Annotated in this window: 17 protein-coding genes; 9 read left to right on the top strand and 8 right to left on the bottom strand. The window is 63.5% G+C overall.

Features of this window, described 5'->3' with window-relative positions; translation table 11 throughout:
- Positions 1-31: 31 nt before the first annotated feature.
- Both MMB74_RS12615 and MMB74_RS12610 read right to left on the bottom strand, forming a co-directional pair.
- Positions 32-1,003, bottom strand: a complete 972-nt coding sequence (locus MMB74_RS12615) for a dipeptidase (RefSeq protein WP_277428954.1) — start codon at positions 1,001-1,003, stop codon at positions 32-34.
- A gap of 79 nt (positions 1,004-1,082) precedes the next feature.
- Positions 1,083-2,357: a serine hydroxymethyltransferase gene (locus tag MMB74_RS12610; RefSeq protein WP_277428953.1), complete on the bottom strand. Its 1,275-nt coding sequence runs from the start codon at positions 2,355-2,357 to the stop codon at positions 1,083-1,085.
- 469 nt (positions 2,358-2,826) lie between these two features.
- Between MMB74_RS12610 and MMB74_RS12605 the strand changes: the two genes are divergently transcribed.
- Complete coding sequence (locus tag MMB74_RS12605) at positions 2,827-3,846, top strand: GlxA family transcriptional regulator (RefSeq protein ID WP_277428952.1); 1,020 nt, start codon at positions 2,827-2,829, stop codon at positions 3,844-3,846.
- A gap of 3 nt (positions 3,847-3,849) precedes the next feature.
- Here MMB74_RS12605 and MMB74_RS12600 read toward each other — a convergent pair whose 3' ends face one another.
- Positions 3,850-5,268: a PLP-dependent aminotransferase family protein gene (locus MMB74_RS12600; protein WP_277428951.1), complete on the bottom strand. Its 1,419-nt coding sequence runs from the start codon at positions 5,266-5,268 to the stop codon at positions 3,850-3,852.
- Between the two features lie 160 nt (positions 5,269-5,428).
- Here MMB74_RS12600 and MMB74_RS12595 point away from each other — a divergent pair, with 160 nt between their 5' ends.
- Positions 5,429-6,178 (top strand): NAD(P)-dependent oxidoreductase, encoded by a 750-nt coding sequence (locus MMB74_RS12595; RefSeq protein ID WP_277428950.1) that lies wholly within the window; start codon positions 5,429-5,431, stop codon positions 6,176-6,178.
- 25 nt (positions 6,179-6,203) lie between these two features.
- Here the strand turns inward: MMB74_RS12595 and MMB74_RS12590 are convergent, their stop codons facing one another.
- The gene (locus MMB74_RS12590; RefSeq protein ID WP_277428949.1) at positions 6,204-7,106 is read right to left on the bottom strand and encodes a LysR family transcriptional regulator; all 903 of its coding nucleotides are present in this window, start codon (positions 7,104-7,106) and stop codon (positions 6,204-6,206) included.
- A gap of 127 nt (positions 7,107-7,233) precedes the next feature.
- Here MMB74_RS12590 and MMB74_RS12585 point away from each other — a divergent pair, with 127 nt between their 5' ends.
- The gene (locus tag MMB74_RS12585; protein ID WP_277428948.1) at positions 7,234-7,698 is read left to right on the top strand and encodes a heme-binding protein; all 465 of its coding nucleotides are present in this window, start codon (positions 7,234-7,236) and stop codon (positions 7,696-7,698) included.
- Positions 7,699-7,726: 28 nt separating this feature from the next.
- On the opposite strand, the gene MMB74_RS12580 is transcribed toward MMB74_RS12585, so the two are convergent.
- Positions 7,727-8,374, bottom strand: a complete 648-nt coding sequence (locus MMB74_RS12580; protein WP_277428947.1) for a TetR/AcrR family transcriptional regulator — start codon at positions 8,372-8,374, stop codon at positions 7,727-7,729.
- A 76-nt stretch (positions 8,375-8,450) separates the two neighbouring features.
- Between MMB74_RS12580 and MMB74_RS12575 the strand changes: the two genes are divergently transcribed.
- Complete coding sequence (locus MMB74_RS12575; RefSeq protein ID WP_277428946.1) at positions 8,451-9,083, top strand: glutathione binding-like protein; 633 nt, start codon at positions 8,451-8,453, stop codon at positions 9,081-9,083.
- A gap of 68 nt (positions 9,084-9,151) precedes the next feature.
- Here the strand turns inward: MMB74_RS12575 and MMB74_RS12570 are convergent, their stop codons facing one another.
- Entirely contained in the window at positions 9,152-9,616 is a 465-nt protein-coding gene (locus MMB74_RS12570) for a cupin domain-containing protein (protein WP_277428945.1), read from the bottom strand.
- Between the two features lie 95 nt (positions 9,617-9,711).
- Between MMB74_RS12570 and MMB74_RS12565 the strand changes: the two genes are divergently transcribed.
- Positions 9,712-11,208 carry a PLP-dependent aminotransferase family protein gene (locus tag MMB74_RS12565; RefSeq protein WP_277428944.1) on the top strand — a complete coding sequence of 499 codons (1,497 nt, stop codon included), beginning with the start codon at positions 9,712-9,714 and terminating at the stop codon, positions 11,206-11,208.
- A gap of 144 nt (positions 11,209-11,352) precedes the next feature.
- On the opposite strand, the gene fdhA is transcribed toward MMB74_RS12565, so the two are convergent.
- The gene (fdhA, locus tag MMB74_RS12560) at positions 11,353-12,549 is read right to left on the bottom strand and encodes a formaldehyde dehydrogenase, glutathione-independent (protein WP_277428943.1); all 1,197 of its coding nucleotides are present in this window, start codon (positions 12,547-12,549) and stop codon (positions 11,353-11,355) included.
- Between the two features lie 275 nt (positions 12,550-12,824).
- On the opposite strand from fdhA, the gene betB reads away from it, so the two are divergent.
- The 3 genes from betB to MMB74_RS12545 all read left to right on the top strand — a co-directional run bounded on the left by betB (position 12,825) and on the right by MMB74_RS12545 (position 16,626).
- Positions 12,825-14,303 carry a betaine-aldehyde dehydrogenase gene (gene betB / locus MMB74_RS12555; protein WP_277428942.1) on the top strand — a complete coding sequence of 493 codons (1,479 nt, stop codon included), beginning with the start codon at positions 12,825-12,827 and terminating at the stop codon, positions 14,301-14,303.
- Positions 14,304-14,327: 24 nt separating this feature from the next.
- Entirely contained in the window at positions 14,328-16,085 is a 1,758-nt protein-coding gene (gene betA, locus MMB74_RS12550) for a choline dehydrogenase (RefSeq protein WP_277428941.1), read from the top strand.
- A gap of 232 nt (positions 16,086-16,317) precedes the next feature.
- Positions 16,318-16,626: a DUF4148 domain-containing protein gene (locus MMB74_RS12545; RefSeq protein ID WP_277428940.1), complete on the top strand. Its 309-nt coding sequence runs from the start codon at positions 16,318-16,320 to the stop codon at positions 16,624-16,626.
- Positions 16,627-16,865: 239 nt separating this feature from the next.
- On the opposite strand, the gene MMB74_RS12540 is transcribed toward MMB74_RS12545, so the two are convergent.
- A complete protein-coding gene (locus MMB74_RS12540; RefSeq protein WP_277428939.1) occupies positions 16,866-17,918 on the bottom strand; it encodes an NAD(P)-dependent alcohol dehydrogenase in 1,053 nt (350 codons plus the stop codon).
- A gap of 191 nt (positions 17,919-18,109) precedes the next feature.
- Here MMB74_RS12540 and MMB74_RS12535 point away from each other — a divergent pair, with 191 nt between their 5' ends.
- Positions 18,110-19,096 (top strand): AraC family transcriptional regulator, encoded by a 987-nt coding sequence (locus tag MMB74_RS12535; protein WP_277428938.1) that lies wholly within the window; start codon positions 18,110-18,112, stop codon positions 19,094-19,096.
- Positions 19,097-19,130 lie beyond the last annotated feature (34 nt).

Below are 19,130 nucleotides of genomic sequence, written 5' to 3'. Positions count from 1 at the left end.
CTGACTAAACGGTTATGGCGATAATGGCGCCTTACGCGCCCCACACTTCGCGGAATACGCGCACCCAGTTCTCGCCCATGATCTTGCGGATCCGCGTCTCGTTCCACCCTGCGCGTTCCATCGCGGCCGTGAGATTCGGGAATTCGCCGATGGTACGGATGCCTTCCGGATTGACCACCTTGCCGAAGTTCGTCAACCGGCGATAGCGGCCTTTGTCGTGCGTGAGCCAATCGAAGAAATCGACGCTGTAGCCCTGCGTGAAATCGGTGCCGATGCCGACCGCGTCTTCGCCGATCAGATTGACGACGTAGTCGATCGCTTCGATATAGTCCTCGACCGTCGCATCGATGCCGCGCTTGAGGAACGGCGCGAACATCGTGACGCCGACAAAGCCGCCCGCATCGGCGATCTCCTTCAACTGTGCATCGCTCTTGTTGCGCGGATGCTCCTTGAGCCCCGACGGCAAGCAGTGCGAATAGCAAACGGGCTTCTTCGAGAACGCGATCGCCTCGGACGAGGTGTTCCCGCCGACATGCGACAGATCGACCATGATGCCCACGCGATTCATCTCCGTGATGACTTCACGGCCGAAATCGGAAAGCCCGCCGTCACGCTCGTAGCAGCCCGTGCCGACCAGGTTCTGCGTGTTGTAGCAAAGCTGCACGACGCGCACGCCCATATCGGCGAACGCTTCGATGTAGCCTAAGTTGTCCTCGAACGCGTGGGCGTTCTGAAACCCGAGGATGACCCCGGTCTTGTTCTCGCGCTTGGCGCGTGCAATGTCATCGGTCGTGCGCACGAGCGTCAGGATCTCGGCGTTCTCCCGAATTTGCTGCTTCATGAGCGCGATGTTGTCGACGGTCTTGGCGAAGCTCTCCCAGACCGATACCGTGCAATTGGCGGCCGTGATGCCGCCCTTGCGCATGTCTTCGAAGACCGATCGTTCGAACTTGGAGATGTTCAGGCCGTCGATGATGATGCTGTTCTCGTGCAAAGTGGACATCGATTGCTCCGGGCGTGGGCTAGTGCAATGGAAATCGGCGTGAGCCGCTAAGCGTGCAGCGTTGAACTCGCGGGCGAACTCAATAGATCGGGTATTGCTCGCACAACGCGAAAATCTCGCGCCGCACGCGCTGCTCGGTCTGCGCATCGCCTTCGGGGTGATGCGTCAACGCGTCGAACACCTGAAGAATCAAGCGGCCGATCTGTTCGAACTGCTCCGTGCCGAAGCCGCGCGTCGTTCCCGCAGGCGTGCCGAGGCGAATGCCCGAGGTCACCGTCGGCTTCTCGGTGTCGAACGGAATGCCGTTCTTGTTGCAGGTGATGCCGGCGCGCTCGAGGGCAGTCTCCACTTGGGTGCCTTTGAGACCCTTCGGCCGCAGATCGACGAGCAGCAAGTGATTGTCGGTGCCGCCCGTCACGAGATCGACGCCGCCTTCGCGCAGCACCGCGCCGAGCGCTTGCGCATTGGCGAGCACGCGATCGATGTAACGCTTGAAGCCATCTTCGAGCGCCTCGCCGAACGCGACGGCCTTGCCCGCGATCACGTGCATGAGCGGGCCGCCTTGCAGCCCCGGGAACACGGCCGAGTTGATCTTCTTGGCGATGTCCTCGTCGTTGGTGAGGACGAAGCCGCCGCGCGGGCCGCGCAGCGTCTTGTGCGTGGTCGAGGTGACGACGTGGGCATGCTCGACCGGGTTGGCGTGGCGCCCCGCCGCGATGATGCCTGCGATGTGCGCCATATCGACCATCAGTTTCGCGCCGACGCGATCCGCAATGGCGCGAAAGCGCGCGAAATCGAGCGCGCGCGGGTATGCCGAAAAGCCCGCAATGATCAGGCTCGGGCGGTGCTCGTCGGCCAGCGCCTCGACGCGGTCGTAATCGATCAGCATCGTGTCGCGGCTCACGCCATACTGCACGGCGTTGAACCACTTGCCCGAAAGCGCAGGCTTGGCGCCATGCGTGAGGTGGCCGCCCGCATCGAGCGACATGCCGAGGATGGTGTCGCCCGGCTTGGCGAGCGCCAGCATGACCGAGCCGTTCGCCTGTGCGCCCGAATGCGGCTGGACGTTGGCGAATTGCGCCCCGAACAACCGCTTGACGCGCTCGATGGCAAGCGACTCCACTTCGTCGACGAATTCGCACCCGCCGTAATAGCGCTTGCCCGGATAGCCTTCGGCATATTTATTCGTCAGCACAGAGCCTTGCGCTTCGAGCACAGCGCGGGAAACGATGTTCTCCGATGCGATCAACTCGACCTGCGACTGTTGTCGCTCGAGCTCGCGTAGGAGCGCCGCACGCACGGGCGCATCGCGTTCGGCAAGTGTCTGCGTGAAAATCGGCTCTGTATTCGACATGGCGGATCCGTATTGATGGCGCGGCGCTTATGCTGTGGCGCCGCCGCCGTTCGTTGGCGACGGCTCTATTCTTGTCGTTCGCCCATTTCGCGGATTGACGAATTCAGACGCGTTCTTTGCCTTTTCCGACACGGGCGTCCGTTTTGGACAAGTTTGATCAGGTGAAAGCGAGAGGCGAAAGCAGGTCGACACGGCGGCGCCTGCCCTTCGAGCGCGCTCATCGGTCGCAGTCCGATCGCACCCGGTTTGCGTTGATGCTACGCACCATTTAGAGGTAGAAGAATCGCCGCCAAGCGCTACAGAAGGGCATCGAACGCACAGTGGCGGTGCACCATTCAAGCGCATGCCCGCCCATCCTAGGGTTAAGCCGTATGGCATGCTTGTTGCCCTCGATCCCACAATGAAAACGCGCCTTTGGCTCGGCAAGACCAGCGGCAGCACACGATTCGGATTCGAAGGAACACCCCACATGTCGCCTGATCGCACTGCGTCGCTTTCAAACTTCGCGTTCATGGCTTTGCCCAACTTCACGATGATCGCGTTCTCGAACGCGGTCGAAGTGCTTAGGATGGCGAACTATCTCAGCGGCCAGGAGCTGTATCGCTGGACCGTCGTGAGCCCCGACGGAGGTCCGGTCACGGCCAGCAACGGCCTCGCCGTCGAGACGGCGCCGGTCGCATCGCTCCAGCAGCAACCGGACGTCGTCTTCGTGTGCGGCGGCGTGGATGTGCAACACGCGACGACGAACACGCATCTATCGGAGTTGCGTCGCTTCGCGCGATCCGGCGTCGCGCTCGGCAGCCTTTGCACCGGCACGTACGCGCTCGCTCGCGCGGGCTTGCTCGATGGATACGCATGCGCGATCCATTGGGAGAACATGTCGGCGCTGAAGGAAGAGTTTCCCAGCACGCGTTTCTTGAAAGAGCTGTTCGTCATCGATCGCGATCGCATCACTTGCACGGGCGGGGTCGCGCCGCTCGACATGATGTTGCACCTGATCGCCCCCCGGATCGGCACGCCGCGCGTCACGCAGATCGCCGAGCAATTCATCGTCGAGCATGTCCGCGATACGAGCGCTCAGCAACGCATGCCGCTCGTCGCCCGCTTGGGGTCCGCGAACAAGTCGCTGTTCGAAGTCATCGCATTGATGGAGAACAACATCGAGGAGCCGCTATCGCGCGAGGAGCTCGCGCGGCTCGCGAACATGTCGCAGCGGCAGCTTCAACGCTTGTTCAGAGAACATCTGGGCATGACGCCCACGCACTACTACCTCACGCTGCGCCTGCGCCGCGCACGCGAACTGCTGTTGCAAACCGACATGTCCATCATGCACATCACGATGGCGTGCGGCTTCCAATCGGCGTGCCATTTCAGCAAGAGCTATCGCGACGCGTTCGGCACCGCGCCCACGCGCGAACGCCGCAAGCAGGTGGCGCCGTTTGCCGGCGCGCCGAGCGCCGCGCCGGTAGTGCCTGCGCTGCACTGTTGAAACTCACTCGATAGCGAACGCAGCGCGCAAACCGCGCGCGATCTCTCGCGCTTGCGCGGGCGACCCCACGTTGGTGAAACCCATCAGCAAGCCGTGGCTGCGCCGGCGCAGCGCAGTCGTCGCATACCGCTCCGAAAGCGCCTGACACGCGAATCCCGCTTTTTGGGCCCGGCGCGCCAGCGTGCGATCGCCGACGCGCGCGCGAATGCGCACGACCAGATGCATCCCCCCGCGGGTCGGATCGACCTCCAGCCGCTCACCGAGCGCCTCGCGCAATGCCTGCACGAGCCAAGCGCGCCGTCGCGCATAGAGCAAGCGCATTTTCTTCAAATGACGGGCGAAGTGTCCAGCCGTCAATAGTTCGGCAACCGTCTCCTGCAACAAGCGCGAACCGCGGCTCGGCGCGGCGCGAAGCGCGCGTTCGAACGCGGGTGCGGTTGCCTTCGGGGCCACCACATACCCGAGCGATAGCGCGGGGAACAGCACTTTCGAAAAGCTCCCGGCATAGACGACGCGGTCGCGCGCATCCAAGCTCTTGAGCGCGGGCAACGTAGGCCCGGCGTAGTGAAACTCGCCGTCGTAGTCGTCTTCGAATATCCAAGCCTTCGCATGCGACGCCCAGTCGAGCAACGCTAGCCTGCGCGCGACCGTCATCGAGACGCACAGCGGCGCTTGGTGCGACGGCGTCACCACGGCCATACGAGCGTGGGGCGCCCCCTCGCGACCGGCCGCGTCGTTCAGGCCGTCCGCGTCGACGGGGACCGGATGCGCAATCCACGACCCGCTTTCCAACACCGTGCGCGTGAGCGGGTAGCCGGGATCTTCGATCCATACGGTCTCGCCACGCCGCAGCAGCACGCTCGCCGCCAACGTGAGCGAGGCGCAATAGCCTGTCGTGACGAACACCTGATCGGCGCTGCACGGAACACCGCGCGACACGAGCAGATATGCGGCGATGGCTTGCCGAAGCGCGGGCTCCCCGCACGGATCGCCATATCCGAGATCAGCTATCGAGCTCGTCCGAACGCGGCGCGCCGCGAGCCTTGCCCACACTTTGCGCGGAAATGCATCGAGCGCCGGGATGCCCAATTGCAGCGGCAACGGCGACTGAGCTTGCGACGCCAGCGAGGCGAGCCGCTTCGGCTTCGATGTTATCGTGGCCCGCCCCACTGGCGCAGGTGCGGAAGCACGCCCGGCGCGCGGCGCGCGCGGCAGATGGGGCGACACGATCGTCCCGGCCGGACCGCGCGCCAATAGGTAGCCTTCTCCGGCCAGCCGCTGATACGCGGCTTCGACCGTGCCGCGCGCGACGCCCAACTCGCTCGCCAGCGTACGCGCGGACGCCACCCGCACTCCCGGCGCGAGCACGCCGGTGTCGATCGCCATCAACAAGCGCTCGTAGATTTGGCGTGCGAGCGGCACCCGCGTTCGCCTATCGATGGGGGAAAACGCAGCGTTTCGATGAACGTCGCGCGGCGCGCGCTTTGACGATGGCCTAGTCATTTCACGTGATTTTGGTTCTTTTCACTGGTGCATCGTACGCGCAAACTCGCGCAATCCACAACCGAGGACCCGATCCATCATGAGCGAAACCATCTTTCTTGCTGGCGCAGCCGGCGCGATCGGCGCCGCACTCACGCCGTTGCTTGTCGAAGCGGGCTATGAGGTCTACGGAACGACCCGGCGTCTCGATCGCACCGACGGCATTCGGGCGGCAGGCGCGCACCCGATCCTCGTCGACGTGTTCGATCGCGAAACGTTGGCCGATGCAATCGAGCGCATCGCACCGTCGATCGTGATCCATCAGTTGACCGATCTGCCGCCAGGACTCGATCCGAAAGCCATGGGAGACGCCATCGCGCGCAACGCCCGCATCCGCGCCGAAGGGACCGCCAACCTCGTTGCGGCGGCGCGCGCTGCGGGCAGCAAACATATCGTCGCGCAAAGCATCGCATGGGCGTATGCGAGCGGACAGGCGCCGTATGCGGAGTCGCAGCCGCTCGACTCCGAGGCGCAAGGCGCCCGCGCCATCACGGTCAATGGCGTGATCGCGCTAGAGCGCTCTGTCTTGAGCTTCAATGAATCGGGCGGCATCGGCACCGTGTTGCGCTACGGGAATCTGTATGGTCCGGGAACGGGCCGCGAGACCGCACAGGGGGCCAGCCCCTTGCATGTCGACGCTGCGGCTTGGGCTGCCTTGCTTGCCGTGCAGTGCGCGCGCGGCGGCGTCTTCAACATCGCGGAAGACGGCGCGGAAGTGACGAGCGAGAAGGCCAAGCGCGAATTGGGCTGGCGTGCGGCTATGCGGTTCGCGCAGTCGCCCGCGCAGTAAAGGGCCCGCCGATGCGCGCCAGCGATCAGCTTCGCGCCAGCGCGCGCTCGGTTTCCGGGACGATCCGTTGCGCGAGAAAGTCCACGAGCGCGCGCACCCGCCTAGGCAGCGCGCGCCGGCTCGGCCAGACGAGATGGATCGGGGCCGGCTCGGGTTCATACTCGGTCAAGACGAGTTCGATGCAGCCTGCGTCCAAGTACTCCTGCACTTGGCCCAACGGCGCACGCGCAATGCCGAGCCCAGCCACCGCAGCCCGATTGCACGCTTGCGCGTGGCTCGATCGAAACCGCCCTTTGACACGGACAACCCGACCGTCGGGGCCGAATCGCCAAGATTCCGCCTCGATGCTCTTTCGCAGCAGGCATTCATGACCGGCCAAGTCTTCGGGCACCCGCGGGTACCCCCGAACGGCGAAGTAACCCGGCGCGCCGAAGATCACCCGCCGCAGCGTGCCAATGTGCCTCGCCTTCAGATCCGACGGCGGGAGCGCGCCCAGTCTGAGCGAAACGTCGATGCGCTCCGCGGCCAAGTCGACGTGCCGCTCCGATAACGACAACTCGATGGCGACGTTGCCGTGCAGCGTCATGAAATCGGCGACGGCAGGCGCCAAGTAGTGCGTCCCGAACCAGGTCGGAGCCGCCAACCGGATCGCACCGCGCAGCTGCGGCCCTTGGTCGGCCAGCGCCTCGCGCGCCGCAACGATCTCGCGCATCGCCGGCCGGATTCTGTCGATGAACGCAAGACAAGCGGGCGTGGCGTGGACGCGCCGTGTCGTCCTGATGAAAAGCGCCACGTTCAATTGCCGTTCCATCGCCGCCAACGTCCGGCTGACCGATTGCAGCGAACGCCCCAATGCAGCGGCCGCGGCGGTCAAGCTGCCGTGATCAGCCACGGCCAGCAACACCGCGTAGTCCTCGTCTGCCCTCATATCTGGATTCTCTCGATTTACGGAAGAATGACTGACGATTCCCGCCGCTACCGCGGGCCTCGAACAAGGCCTACATTCTAGGCCGAGGCATGACATTCGCCTCGATCTTCCTTAAAAGAGAAACCGCATGACCGACACGAACGACACCCTTCCTACGCTCTCCACCCTTCGCTACGGCGCACCGATTACGTTCGAGCTTGCCCAACGCGTCGCGCAGGCCGCGCAGCGCGAGGCGCAGCGCAACGGCTGGCCGATGGTGATCGCGATCGTCGATAGCGCAGGGCATTTGGTTTTATTGCAGCGGCTCGATCAAGCGCAGCTTGGCAGCATCGAAGTCGCTCGGCAAAAGGCACAGACTGCCGTGTACTTTCGCCGCCCGACCAAGCGCTTCGAAGACGCGCTAGCGCAAGGCGGGCTGCATCTGCGCTTGCTCGGCATGACGAATCTGACGCCGCTCGACGGCGGCCTGCCGCTCGTCGTCGACGGCGAAGTGGCAGGAGCAATCGGTGTCTCGGGCATGCAGTCGCACGAAGACGCCAAGGTCGCGCAAGCAGGCGCGGCGGCGTTGGACTCGTTGAACTCCTTGCACTAGCGCCCGGCGCTTGCCGCCCAGCGGTCAGTTAGACCCCGCCCTTGGCCGCACCGGCGGCGCATATCATCGCAACGCCGGCCTCGGCCGTCGCCCGCAGCGCCGCTCGCTTGTCTCCGGCACGCGAGCGTACCGCTAGCGTGTGCAAGATGGCGGACGCAATCTTCGCCAGCATGGCTGCATCCGCGTCGGGCCCCAGTTCCCCGTGCGCTTGCGCGCGAATGAACCGCGCCTCGAAGGCACGATCGAACGCGCGCAATCCCTTGGCTAGGATCTCGCGCACGGCATCGTCATTCACCGCCTCCACGGCCGCGGTGCCAATCAGGAAGCACCCCTGCGGCGGGTTACCGGCGCAAAAGTAAAGCCCCAGGGCAAGATCGTAGACACGCCGGAGGGCATAGGCGAGCGGCGCATCGCCGCTCAACGCCTCTTCCATCGCGATTCGATTGACTTCGACATAGCGTTCGAGCGTGGCGAGATACAGCGCACGTTTATCGCCGAACGCGCCGTATAGGCTCGGCCGGTTCATGCCCGTCGCGGCGCTCAGTTCATCCAGCGTCGTCGCGCTATACCCGCTTTGCCAGAACGTATCGCGCGCTCGGGTCAACGCTTGCTCGGCGTCATAAGCCCGAGGACGTCCGCGCGAGCGCCGCTCGCTCACATCATCTTTTTGTACCATTTCGAATAAAATACTTGACGCAGTGAATTTCTGTTCAATATAGTACAAAAATCAAACGAGGAGGAGGAGGTCGAACATGGAGCTGTACTTTTCGCCGCTGGCGTGTTCGCTGGCTACGCGTATCGCGTTTTACGAAGCCGGGTACGAGGCGCGATACATGCAGGTGGATACAAAATGCAAACAAGTGCTCGGAGGAGGCGATTTCTTCGAGATCAACCCGGTGGGACAAGTGCCGGTCCTACGCACTGACGAGGGGGTGTTGCTGTTCGAGAACACGGCCATCCTGCCATACGTGGCCGATCGTCTCCCTGCGGCCAAGCTTGCGCCCGCCGGCGGGTTCGAACGTGCCAAGCTCCAGCAGTGGCTGGGCTTCATCAGCACGGAATTGCACAAGGCGCTGTTCGTGCCGATGCTCGATCCCGCCGCACCGGAAGACGTCAAACGCTATGCGCGCGAAAAGGTCGCGCTGCGCATGAGCGTGCTGCAGCAGCACCTGAGTTCTCGGGAATGGTTGCTCGACGCGTTCAGCGTTGCCGACATTTACCTAGTGGTGGTGCTCAACTGGGCACGCTATTGCGACGTCGATATCGCACATTGGCCTGCGGTCCACGCCTATTTCAAGCGGGCGTTGGCCAGGCCAGCCGTGGCGCGAGCGTTCGAAGAGGAAATGGCGCTTTATCGGGAAGCGCTCGCACGCGAAAACGCGTAGCTCACGGCACAGCACGGCAGGACACTGCCCGGCGCGCACCCTCGCGCCGGGCGGATTCCTTCGCCCGCTCAATCGACGAGATCGAGCACGTTCAGCCCATTTGCTTCGCAGTACTGACGATAGGCATTGAACTGCGTCTCGGCGGAAACGCGGTTGCGCACGGCGCCATCCGCGCCCAAGAAGTCGACCTCGCCGTATACGACCACGAATACCGTCAGCGGCACTTCGCCGACCACCTTCCACCAATCGGTATTGCCCGGCGGCTCATAGACATACTCGCCCGGGCCCACGCGCTCCCCCGTGCACAGCACCCGTTCGCCTTCGAGATTGAATGCGTGAATTTCGCCGGTATGGCGATGCAGCGGCATCGTTGCACCGGGGCTCATGCGCATCATTTCCACGAAACCGCGACCATCGGCAAAAAAGCGTAGCGGCTTCCACGACTTGACCGGCGATTCGGGAATCCATGGCATGTCATGTGCGCTCGCGATGCGCGCGGGAAGATATTGGATCGTCGATTCAAACTCGCTCATGAGCTTGGCTCCGGTACGGGCGACAAAAGCGCCGTTTCATGTGCTCACTTTAGCGGTACACTGGACCGTTTTTTGAGCCGGATTTCACCCGTTTCATGGAACCAGTTTTCGAGTTTCCACTCTCGCTCGACAAGCATGGGCCGCAGACCCTCGCGCGGCGGCTCCATCAACAGTTGCGCGCCGCGATCGTCGAGCAGCGGTTGGCCGCCGGAACACCGCTGCCATCGACGCGCCGCGTGGCGCAGGCTTATGGCGTCGCGCGCAATACCGTCATCGCCGCGTACGACCTGCTGATGGCAGAAGGTTTCATCGTGACGCGCCCCGGTGCGGCGGCCGAGGTGGCGGATCTGGCGCAGTGGCGGCAGATGGCCCCGCGCACTCGCACTCGCACTCGCACTCGCACGCGACCGGCGCCGCCGCCCGCCATCGATTGGCGCAAAGCGCAATCAAGCGAGAAACCTATCGGCTCTGCGGCGACGGCGGCGTCCGCTCGCGGCTTCCACCTTGGCCTGCCTGATCATCGCTGGTTCGCCGCGGACGTTTGGCGCCGCTTGTTGCTGCACTCGAGCAGCTTCGCGCTGCCCGACGCGTTCGGCTACCCGTCCGCCGCGGGCCGCCCGTTACTGCGGGCTGCCATCGCACGGTGGGTCGCCTACACGCGCGCAGTGGTCTGCACGGAGCAGGACGTAGTCGTCACATCGGGCGCGCAACAAGCGTTCGACTTGCTCGCGCGCGTGCTCGTCGCGCCCGGCCATACCAAGGTCGCGATCGAAGACCCGGGTTATCCGCCGCTTCGCGCGGCCCTGCTCGCGGCCGGGGCGCAACTCTTGCCGGCGCCGGTCGACGAATACGGGCTCATCGTCGATACGTTGCCAGCCGATGTCCGGATCGTGTGCGTCACGCCATCGCACCAATTTCCCACCGGCGTCGCAATGTCGCTCGCGCGTCGGCAAGCATTGCTCGACTTCGCGCGACGCACCGGTGCGGTCATCATCGAAGACGACTACGACGGCGAGTTCCGTTATGGGAGCGACCCGCTCGATGCGCTGCAGACGCTCGACCGCGAAGCGCGAGTGATCTACGTCGGCACGTTTTCGAAGATCATGTTTCCTTCGCTTCGAGTGGGCTATGTCGTGGCGCCACCATGGTTGATCGGCGCCTTGGCCGCGGCCAAGCAATGCGCCGACAACGGCGGCAACGTGGCGCTTCAAGAGGCGCTCGCACGCTTCATCCTCGACGGACACCTGGCGAAGCACACACGCGCGATGAGAAAGCGCTATGCGAGCCGGCGCGATGCGTTGCTCGGCGTAGTCGAGCGCGAACTCGGCGAATGGTTGATCGCGGTCCCGCCTAGCGCAGGCATTCACTTGTACGCCAGGTATCGAGATCGCCGCCAGGCGAAGCGGATCGCGACGCTCGCCGCGCATCATGCTGCCGGCGCACAGCCTGCCGGCGACTTTCTACTCGATCGCCAAACGACGTTCGACAGCGGTATCGCGTTCGGTTTCGGCTATATCGACGAAGCCGAGATCGAGGGCTCGATTGGCAGATTCGCAAGCGCGCTGCGCGGCAGCTATGCGAGCGCCGATTGATATGGGCGAACCGAACTCGCGTGTATGCCGATGGACGGTTGGTACAGGGATCGAACTGCCTTCGAGACCCATGGTGCGAGCCTGGGGCGCCGCCGGATAACGTTTTGCCGCGCGGCGCCCTACACGCTCAGGTTTAGGCTAGGCTCAGGCCGCCTTGAGCATGCCGTGCGGGTCGATGACGAACTTGCGCGGCGCGCCGCCGTCGAACGCGCGGTAGCCTTCGGGCGCTTGATCGAGCGAAATGACGGTGACGTTGACGATCTTCGCGATCGGCAATCTGTCCCACAGGATGGCTTGCATCAAATTGCGGTTGTATTTCATCACCGGCGTTTGGCCTGTATGGAACGAATGGGACTTGGCCCAGCCAAGGCCCAGCCGCAGGCTCAAGCTGCCGCGCCGCGCCGCCGGATCGGCCGCGCCCGGATCGTCCGTGACGTAAAGGCCGGGGATGCCGATGGCGCCGGCCGCACGCGTGACTTCCATCAGCGAGTTCAATACGGTGGCCGGCGCTTCTTGCGTGTGCGCGTTGCCGTGTCCGTGCGCTTCGAAACCCACGCAATCGACGGCGCAATCGACTTCCGGTTTGCCGAGAATTTGCTCGATCTGCTCGCCGAGCGAAGCGTCCAGCGACAGGTTCACGGTCTCGAATCCCATTGCCTTCGCGTGCTCGAGACGCTCCGCATTCATATCGCCGACGATCGTCACCGCTGCGCCCAGCAAACGCGCGGACGCCGCGGCCGCCATCCCGACGGGGCCCGCGCCGGCGATATAGACGGTCGAGCCCGGTTTGACGCCTGCGGTGACGGCGCCGTGATAACCCGTCGGCAAGATATCGGACAAGCAAGTCAGATCGCGAATCTTCGCGAGCGCTTGATCGCGATCGGGAAACTTCAGCAGATTGAAATCGGCGTAAGGCACCAGCACATACTCGGCTTGCCCGCCAATCCACCCGCCCATATCGACATAGCCATAAGCGCCGCCGGCTCGCGATGCGTTCACGTTCAAGCAGACGCCGGTGTGCTGGTCCTTGCACATCGGGCAGCGGCCGCAGGCGACGTTGAACGGCACGGAAGCGATATCGCCGATCTTGAGCGTCTCGACGTCGCGTCCCACCTCTACCACCTCGCCGGTGATCTCGTGGCCGAGCACGAGCCCAACGGGCGCCGTGGTGCGGCCGCGCACCATGTGTTGATCGGAGCCGCAAATATTCGTGCTGACCACCTTCAGGATCACGCCGTGCTGGATCGAGCGGCCACTCGGATCGACCATCTTCGGATAGTCGATCGATTGCACTTCGACCTTGCCCGAACCTTGATACACGACACCTCGGTTGCTGCTCATCGTATTCGTCTCCTTTCGTCTCGATCGCCGACGGGCGATCATCTTGCGGCGGGGCGCGCAACGCTGGAATTCGCAAAAACACGAGATGCGCGCCACTCGCTCGCTGCCGTTTGCAGCGTAGTCCGCAACGGGCCGCCGCGATCGTACAAAACGCGACACGTGCTTGCTAGAACACGACACGCGGCGCGCGATCCGGTCCATATCGATTGAACGGCGGACGCAAAACGCCTATCGTGGAAGCCTTCGAAAGACTGACGAAAATTCTGGAGAGTTCGATGACCTTGTCCTCCGTCTACGGTCCGCAGCGTCTTTACATCGGCGGGGCCTACGTCGACGCGACATCCGGCATGCAGTTCGAAACGTTCGATCCGGCAACCGGCGAACGCTTGGCCACGCTCGATCAAGCGAGCGCCGCCGATATCGAACGCGCGGTGGCGTCGGCGCGCGAGGGGCAGGCCGCGTGGGCCGCGCTCGGCGCGATGGCGCGCTCGCGCATTCTGCGCCGCGCGGTCGAGCTGCTGCGCGAACGCAATGACGAGCTGGCCGAACTCGAAATGCGCGACACGGGCAAACCGATCGCCGAGACGCGCACAGTCGATATCGTGACGGGCGCCGATGTGATCGAGTACTACGCCGGGCTCGCGCCCGCGCTCGAGGGGCGCCAGATCCCCTTGAGAGAGGACTCGTTCGTTTATACGCGGCGCGAGCCGCTCGGAGTCTGCGCCGGGATCGGAGCATGGAATTACCCGATTCAGATCGCCTGCTGGAAGTCGGCGCCGGCGCTCGCCGCCGGCAACGCGATGATTTTCAAGCCGAGCGAAATCACGCCGCTGTCGGCCCTCAAGCTAGCGGAAATCTACACGGAAGCCGGTGTGCCGCCGGGCGTTTTCAACGTCGTGCAAGGCAACGGCGCCGTCGGTTCGATGCTGGCCGAGCATCCGGCGATCGCGAAGGTATCGTTTACCGGCGGCGTGGAGACGGGCAAGAAGGTGATGTCGCTGGCCGGCGCGTCGTCGTTGAAGGAAGTCACGATGGAACTGGGCGGCAAGTCGCCGCTGATCGTGTTCGACGATGCCGATCTCGAACGCGCGGCCGATATCGCCGTCACCGCGAACTTCTTCAGCGCGGGCCAAGTGTGCACCAACGGTACGCGCGTATTCGTTCACCGTTCGGTCATGGAAGGATTCGAAGCGCTCGTCGTCGAGCGCGTCAAGCGTATTCGCATCGGCAAGCCCTCCGATCCCGAAACGAACTTCGGGCCGCTTGCAAGCGCCGCTCAGCTCGACAAGGTGCTCGGCTATATCGAGAGCGGCAAGCAGGACGGCGCGCGCGTCGTCATTGGCGGCAAGCGCATCGTCGACGGCGAATTCGCTGGCGGCCAATACGTGCAGCCCACGGTGTTCGGGCAATGCCGCGACGATATGCGCATCGTGCGCGAAGAAATTTTCGGTCCCGTGATGTGCCTGCTTGCGTTCGACGAAGAGCACGAAGCCATCGCGAGGGCGAACGCAACGCAATATGGCTTGGCGGCAGGGGTCGTGACCGAGAGCCTCGCGCGCGCGCATCGCACGATCCACCGTCTCGAAGCAGGTATCTGCTGGATCAACACGTGGGGCGAATCGCCGGCGGAGATGCCGGTCGGCGGCTATAAGCAATCGGGCGTCGGCCGAGAAAACGGCATCGGCACGCTCGAGCATTACACGCAGATCAAATCGGTGCAGGTGGAGCTCGGCCCTTATCGGCCCGTGTTCTAGGCTCCGTTGCTAAGGAGAGCGCTCGTGAGTGCTAACGAATACGACTACATCATCGTCGGCGCGGGGTCGGCGGGCAATGTGCTCGCCACGCGATTGACGGAAGACGCCGACGTCACCGTGCTGCTGCTCGAAGCGGGCGGCCCCGATTATCGCCTGGACTTCCGCACGCAAATGCCGGCCGCACTGGCCTATCCGCTGCAAGGCAGGCGCTATAACTGGGCCTACGAAACCGAGCCCGAGCCATACATGAACAATCGGCGCATGGAGTGCGGGCGGGGCAAAGGGCTAGGCGGCTCGTCGCTCATCAACGGCATGTGCTACATCCGCGGCAATGCGCTCGACTACGACGGCTGGGCGCAAAACGAAGGGTTGGGGAACTGGAGCTATCTGGACTGTCTGCCCTACTTCAAGAAGGCGGAGACGCGCGATATCGGCCCAAACGCCTATCACGGCGGCGATGGCCCCGTGCATGTCACGACGAGCAAGCCGGGCAACAACCCGCTGTTCGGCGCGATGGTCGAGGCCGGCGTGCAGGCGGGCTACGCACGCACCGACGATCTCAACGGCTATCGCCAGGAAGGGTTCGGTCCGATGGACCGCACCGTCACCGCGCAAGGCCGCCGGGCGAGCACCGCGCGCGGTTATCTCGACCAAGCGCGGCAGCGGCCGAATTTGACCATCGTCACGCATGCGCAAGCCGATCGCGTCATATTCGCCGGTCAACGCGCAAACGGGGTGACGTACCTGCACCGCGACACGCCGGTGACCGCCCATGCGCGACGCGAAGTGCTCGTCTGCTCAGGCGCGATCGCCTCGCCGCAATTGCTGCAGCGCTCGGGCGTCGGCCCGGGCGAGTGGCTGCACGAAGCGGGCGTGCCGATCGTGCTGGACCTGCCGGGGGTCGGCCGCAATTTGCAGGACCATCTCGAGATCTATATGCAGTACGAGTGCAAGGAGCCGGTTTCGCTCTATCCCGCGCTCAAGTGGTACAACCAGCCCGCGATCGGGTTGGAATGGCTGATCAAAGGAACGGGCATCGGCGCGAGCAATCAGTTCGAAGCGGGCGGCTTCATCCGCACACGCGACGACGACCTCTGGCCCAACATCCAGTACCACTTCTTGCCGATCGCGATCAACTATAACGGCTCCAACGCCATCGAAATGCACGGCTTCCAAGCGCACATGGGGTCGATGCGCTCGCCTAGCCGCGGCCGGATCAAGCTGCGTTCGCGCGATCCGCGCGCGCATCCGAGCATCCTCTTCAACTACATGGCCGAATCGCTCGATTGGCGCGAGTTCCGCGACGGCATCCGCATCACGCGCGAAATCATTGCGCAGCGTGCGCTTGATCGTTATCGCGGCAAAGAGCTCAGCCCCGGCGCCGACCTGAAATCCGATGCGGAGCTCGATGCATTCGTGCGCGGCCGAGCCGAAACCGCCTATCACCCCTCGTGCTCGTGCGCGATGGGCTACGACAACATGTCGGTCGTCGATGCCGAAGGGCGTGTGCACGGCATCGAAGGCCTGCGTGTGGTGGATGCGTCGATCATGCCGCGCATCACGACCGGCAATCTGAACGCGCCAACGATCATGCTGGCCGAGAAGATCGCCGATCGGATCCGCGACCGCGCGCCGCTGGCGCGCGCGGACGTGCCCTATTACGTGGCGCAGGGAACACCGGCGCGCAATGCACAAGCCGCACACGGGCCTTCATCGAACGAGGCCAGACAGCTCGCGTCGTCGTCCGAACGATCCGCTGCGACGTTGACCATATCCCACTAGCCGGCGCCTCCTCGCCGAAAACGCTTCGGTGAGCGGCCCCGGGTGTGCGAAAGACGCGCAGCCGGGCACGCCGCCCGACCGGCGCGCCCGCGCCGATTGTGAACGAATTTGCAATGATGATTTATCAAAATAGGCGTTAACCCTAAGACCTCCAATAGCTACACTGCAGTCATCGGTTCACGCAATGAACGCGATGCAACAGATAGATAAATAACTTTTGGAGGTAATTACCATGAAATCGCTGATCAATTCCGTCGTTATCGCTGCCGCTTTTGCCGCCCCCGTTGCCGTTTTCGCGCAAACCAATGCGCCTGTGACGCGCGCTCAAGTCAAGGCCGAACTGGTTCAATTCCAACAAGCCGGTGGCCGCACCAATTTCAGCAACGACCCGTACTACCCGGCGGACGCGCAAACCGCGCAAGCGCGCGTCAACGCGCAAAACGTCAATGATCAAGCTGTCGGCGGCGTTCACGCCGGATCGTCGGCGGCGGGTGCGCCAGCCAAGGCCGACGGGGCCAAATCGTTGTTCTTCGGCATCTAATCGCCGGTTAATGTGACAAACCGCTCAGCGCCGCATGAACAGAAACGCTGAGCGGCGCAAACAAATATTCGCTGCGTCGAACGAAATCGGCTTGCTTTCAGGCAAGCCGATTTCGCGCCGATACCTCCGCCGCCGGACACCGGCGGTTTCGCCTAGCCCTTAATTCGGCTAGGCGCTTTTTCTGTGGATGCGAAGCATCGTATAACCGCCGGCCATCGGCGGCGCCACGCGGCGTTAAGCTACTGTCGCAGCGAATCGAGGTCGATCACGAAGCGGTACTTTACATCGCTCTTCAACATCCTTTCGTAAGCTTCGTTGATGGCCTGCATCGGAATCATTTCGATATCCGATGTAATGCCGTGCTCGCCGCAAAAATCGAGCATTTCTTGCGTCTCGGCGATGCCCCCAATGAGCGAGCCCGCCAGACGGCGGCGCTTGAAGATCAGGTTGAACACCTGTGGCGACGGGTGATCGTGCTCGGGCGCGCCGACGAGCGTCATCGTCGCATCGCGTTTGAGCAGCGCGATGAACGGATTGAGATCGTGCTGCGCGGCCACCGTATTGAGGATGAAGTCGAAGCTGTTCAGGTGGGCCTGCATTTGCGCCGGATCTTTCGAGATCACGACTTCATGAGCACCGAGGCGCTTCGCATCTTCGATTTTCGACGGCGACGTCGTGAACAGCACGACGTGCGCTCCCATTGCGCGCGCGAGCTTCACGCCCATGTGGCCGAGGCCGCCCAAACCGACGATGCCCACTTTCTTGCCGGGGCCCGCGCCCCATTGGCGCAGCGGCGAGTACGTCGTAATGCCGGCGCACAATAGCGGCGCGGCGCCCGCGGGGTCGAGGTTGCCAGGCACGCGCAGCACGAACGCTTCATCGACGACCACGCTCGTCGAATAACCGCCGTAGGTGGTCTCGCCGCTCACACGATCGACGCCGTTATAGGTGCCGACGAAGCCGTTCTCGCAGTATTGCTCCAGGCCCTCGGCGCAGCTTGCGCACGTACGGCAGGAATCGACGAGGCACCCTACGCCAACGAGATCTCCGCTCTTGTAACGCGTCACGGCGGGACCGACCTGGGTGACGCGGCCAACGATTTCATGACCCGGAACGACGGGATAGACGGTATTGCGCCATTCGTTACGCGCTTGATGTAGATCGGAGTGGCAAACGCCGCAAAACAACACCTCGATTTGCACATCATGCTCGCGCAAGTCGCGGCGTTGAATGTCGAACGCAGCGAGAGGAGAATCGGCATCCTTTGCGGCGTAGCCGTGGGTCGTATACATATCTGATCACTCCTGCAAGGATGCGGCGCTTCGACATGAAGCATCGCAGCAGCACATGGTAGAAACTCGCACGCCCCTACGGAATGCCTGAATCTATCGAACGTTTGCCTATTTCTCTCGGCGGCAAGCGAAATCGCCGAATCGGCGCTATATTTCGAGCCCGATTCTCCTAAATTGTGCGTTCGACGGCCATGTCCCTGCCCGCCTCGACCTCTTCATTCGTCAGTCCAGCGCAAGCGCGCATGGTGGAACTGCTGGCCACGCTCGCCCCCGGCGAGGGTTATACCTATTCGGCGCTCGACGGCGTGAAGTTCATGCGAACGAACGTATCGATTCCGCGCGTGCCGGTCATGTACGAGCCGAGCATCGTCATCGTGGCTCAGGGGCGCAAGCGCGGCTTTCTCGGCAGTCAAGCATTCATCTACGATGCGCAGCACTATTTGGTGCTGTCGGTGCCGCTGCCGTTCGAGTGCGAAACCGAAGCGACGCCGCAAGAGCCGATGCTGGCCATTTCGTTACGCATCGACTTGAGCGTGATCGCCGAAATCTTGATGACGCTCAACGATACGCGCGGCCCCATGGACAGCGAGCCGCGCGCCGTGTACGCGACGCCGCTCGATCGCACGCTGAGCGACGCGGTGCTGCGATTGCTCGAGTCGCTGGCTTCGCCTCACGACGCGCGCATACTCGGCCCTTCGATCGTGCGTGAAATCTGCTATAGGGTGCTGACCGGATCGCAAGGGGACATGATCCGCGCGGCGCTCACCCATCAGGATCACTTCGGCAGAATTGCAAAAGCCTTACGACGCATTCATACCGGGTTCGCCGACAATCTCGACATCCCCACGCTCGCACGTGAAGCCGGGATGAGTCCGGCCGTGTTTCACGCGCAATTCAAAGCCGTGACGGAGACTTCGCCGATGCAATACGTGAAGACGACGCGGCTGCATCAGGCGCGGCTGCTCATGATGCAGAACGGACTGAACGTCAGCGCGGCCGCGACGCGCGTCGGTTACGAAAGCGCCTCGCAATTTAGCCGGGAATTCAAGCGCTTGTTCGGGTTGAGCCCAGTCGATGACGTCAAGCGCTTGCGCGGCGACGACCTCCCGCCTACGCGCGCCGACGCCACCGCGACGCAAGCCAAGCGCAACGCGCCGCGGCACTTCACCACCGAATAGTCGCCCAATAGCGCGGCGCGACTCCCGCTGACCG

This window comes from Trinickia sp. Y13, from assembly GCF_029522115.1.
Classification (GTDB): domain Bacteria; phylum Pseudomonadota; class Gammaproteobacteria; order Burkholderiales; family Burkholderiaceae; genus Trinickia.
Note: the sequence above shows the minus strand (reverse complement) of the source record. Positions and strands in the feature narration are given on the sequence as shown.

Bases quoted from the DNA above. Each gene is read 5' to 3' on its own strand.
- MMB74_RS12575 (WP_277428946.1), top strand. From the start codon at position 8,451: ATGGAGCTGTACTTTTCGCCGCTGGCGTGTTCGCTGGCTACGCGTATC.
- MMB74_RS12590 (WP_277428949.1), bottom strand. From the start codon at position 7,106: ATGAGGGCAGACGAGGACTACGCGGTGTTGCTGGCCGTGGCTGATCAC.
- fdhA (WP_277428943.1), bottom strand. From the start codon at position 12,549: ATGAGCAGCAACCGAGGTGTCGTGTATCAAGGTTCGGGCAAGGTCGAA.
- MMB74_RS12570 (WP_277428945.1), bottom strand. From the start codon at position 9,616: ATGAGCGAGTTTGAATCGACGATCCAATATCTTCCCGCGCGCATCGCG.
- betB (WP_277428942.1), top strand. From the start codon at position 12,825: ATGACCTTGTCCTCCGTCTACGGTCCGCAGCGTCTTTACATCGGCGGG.
- MMB74_RS12580 (WP_277428947.1), bottom strand. From the start codon at position 8,374: ATGGTACAAAAAGATGATGTGAGCGAGCGGCGCTCGCGCGGACGTCCT.
- MMB74_RS12595 (WP_277428950.1), top strand. From the start codon at position 5,429: ATGAGCGAAACCATCTTTCTTGCTGGCGCAGCCGGCGCGATCGGCGCC.
- MMB74_RS12615 (WP_277428954.1), bottom strand. From the start codon at position 1,003: ATGTCCACTTTGCACGAGAACAGCATCATCATCGACGGCCTGAACATC.
- MMB74_RS12565 (WP_277428944.1), top strand. From the start codon at position 9,712: ATGGAACCAGTTTTCGAGTTTCCACTCTCGCTCGACAAGCATGGGCCG.
- MMB74_RS12610 (WP_277428953.1), bottom strand. From the start codon at position 2,357: ATGTCGAATACAGAGCCGATTTTCACGCAGACACTTGCCGAACGCGAT.
- MMB74_RS12605 (WP_277428952.1), top strand. From the start codon at position 2,827: ATGTCGCCTGATCGCACTGCGTCGCTTTCAAACTTCGCGTTCATGGCT.
- MMB74_RS12535 (WP_277428938.1), top strand. From the start codon at position 18,110: ATGTCCCTGCCCGCCTCGACCTCTTCATTCGTCAGTCCAGCGCAAGCG.
- MMB74_RS12545 (WP_277428940.1), top strand. From the start codon at position 16,318: ATGAAATCGCTGATCAATTCCGTCGTTATCGCTGCCGCTTTTGCCGCC.
- MMB74_RS12540 (WP_277428939.1), bottom strand. From the start codon at position 17,918: ATGTATACGACCCACGGCTACGCCGCAAAGGATGCCGATTCTCCTCTC.
- MMB74_RS12585 (WP_277428948.1), top strand. From the start codon at position 7,234: ATGACCGACACGAACGACACCCTTCCTACGCTCTCCACCCTTCGCTAC.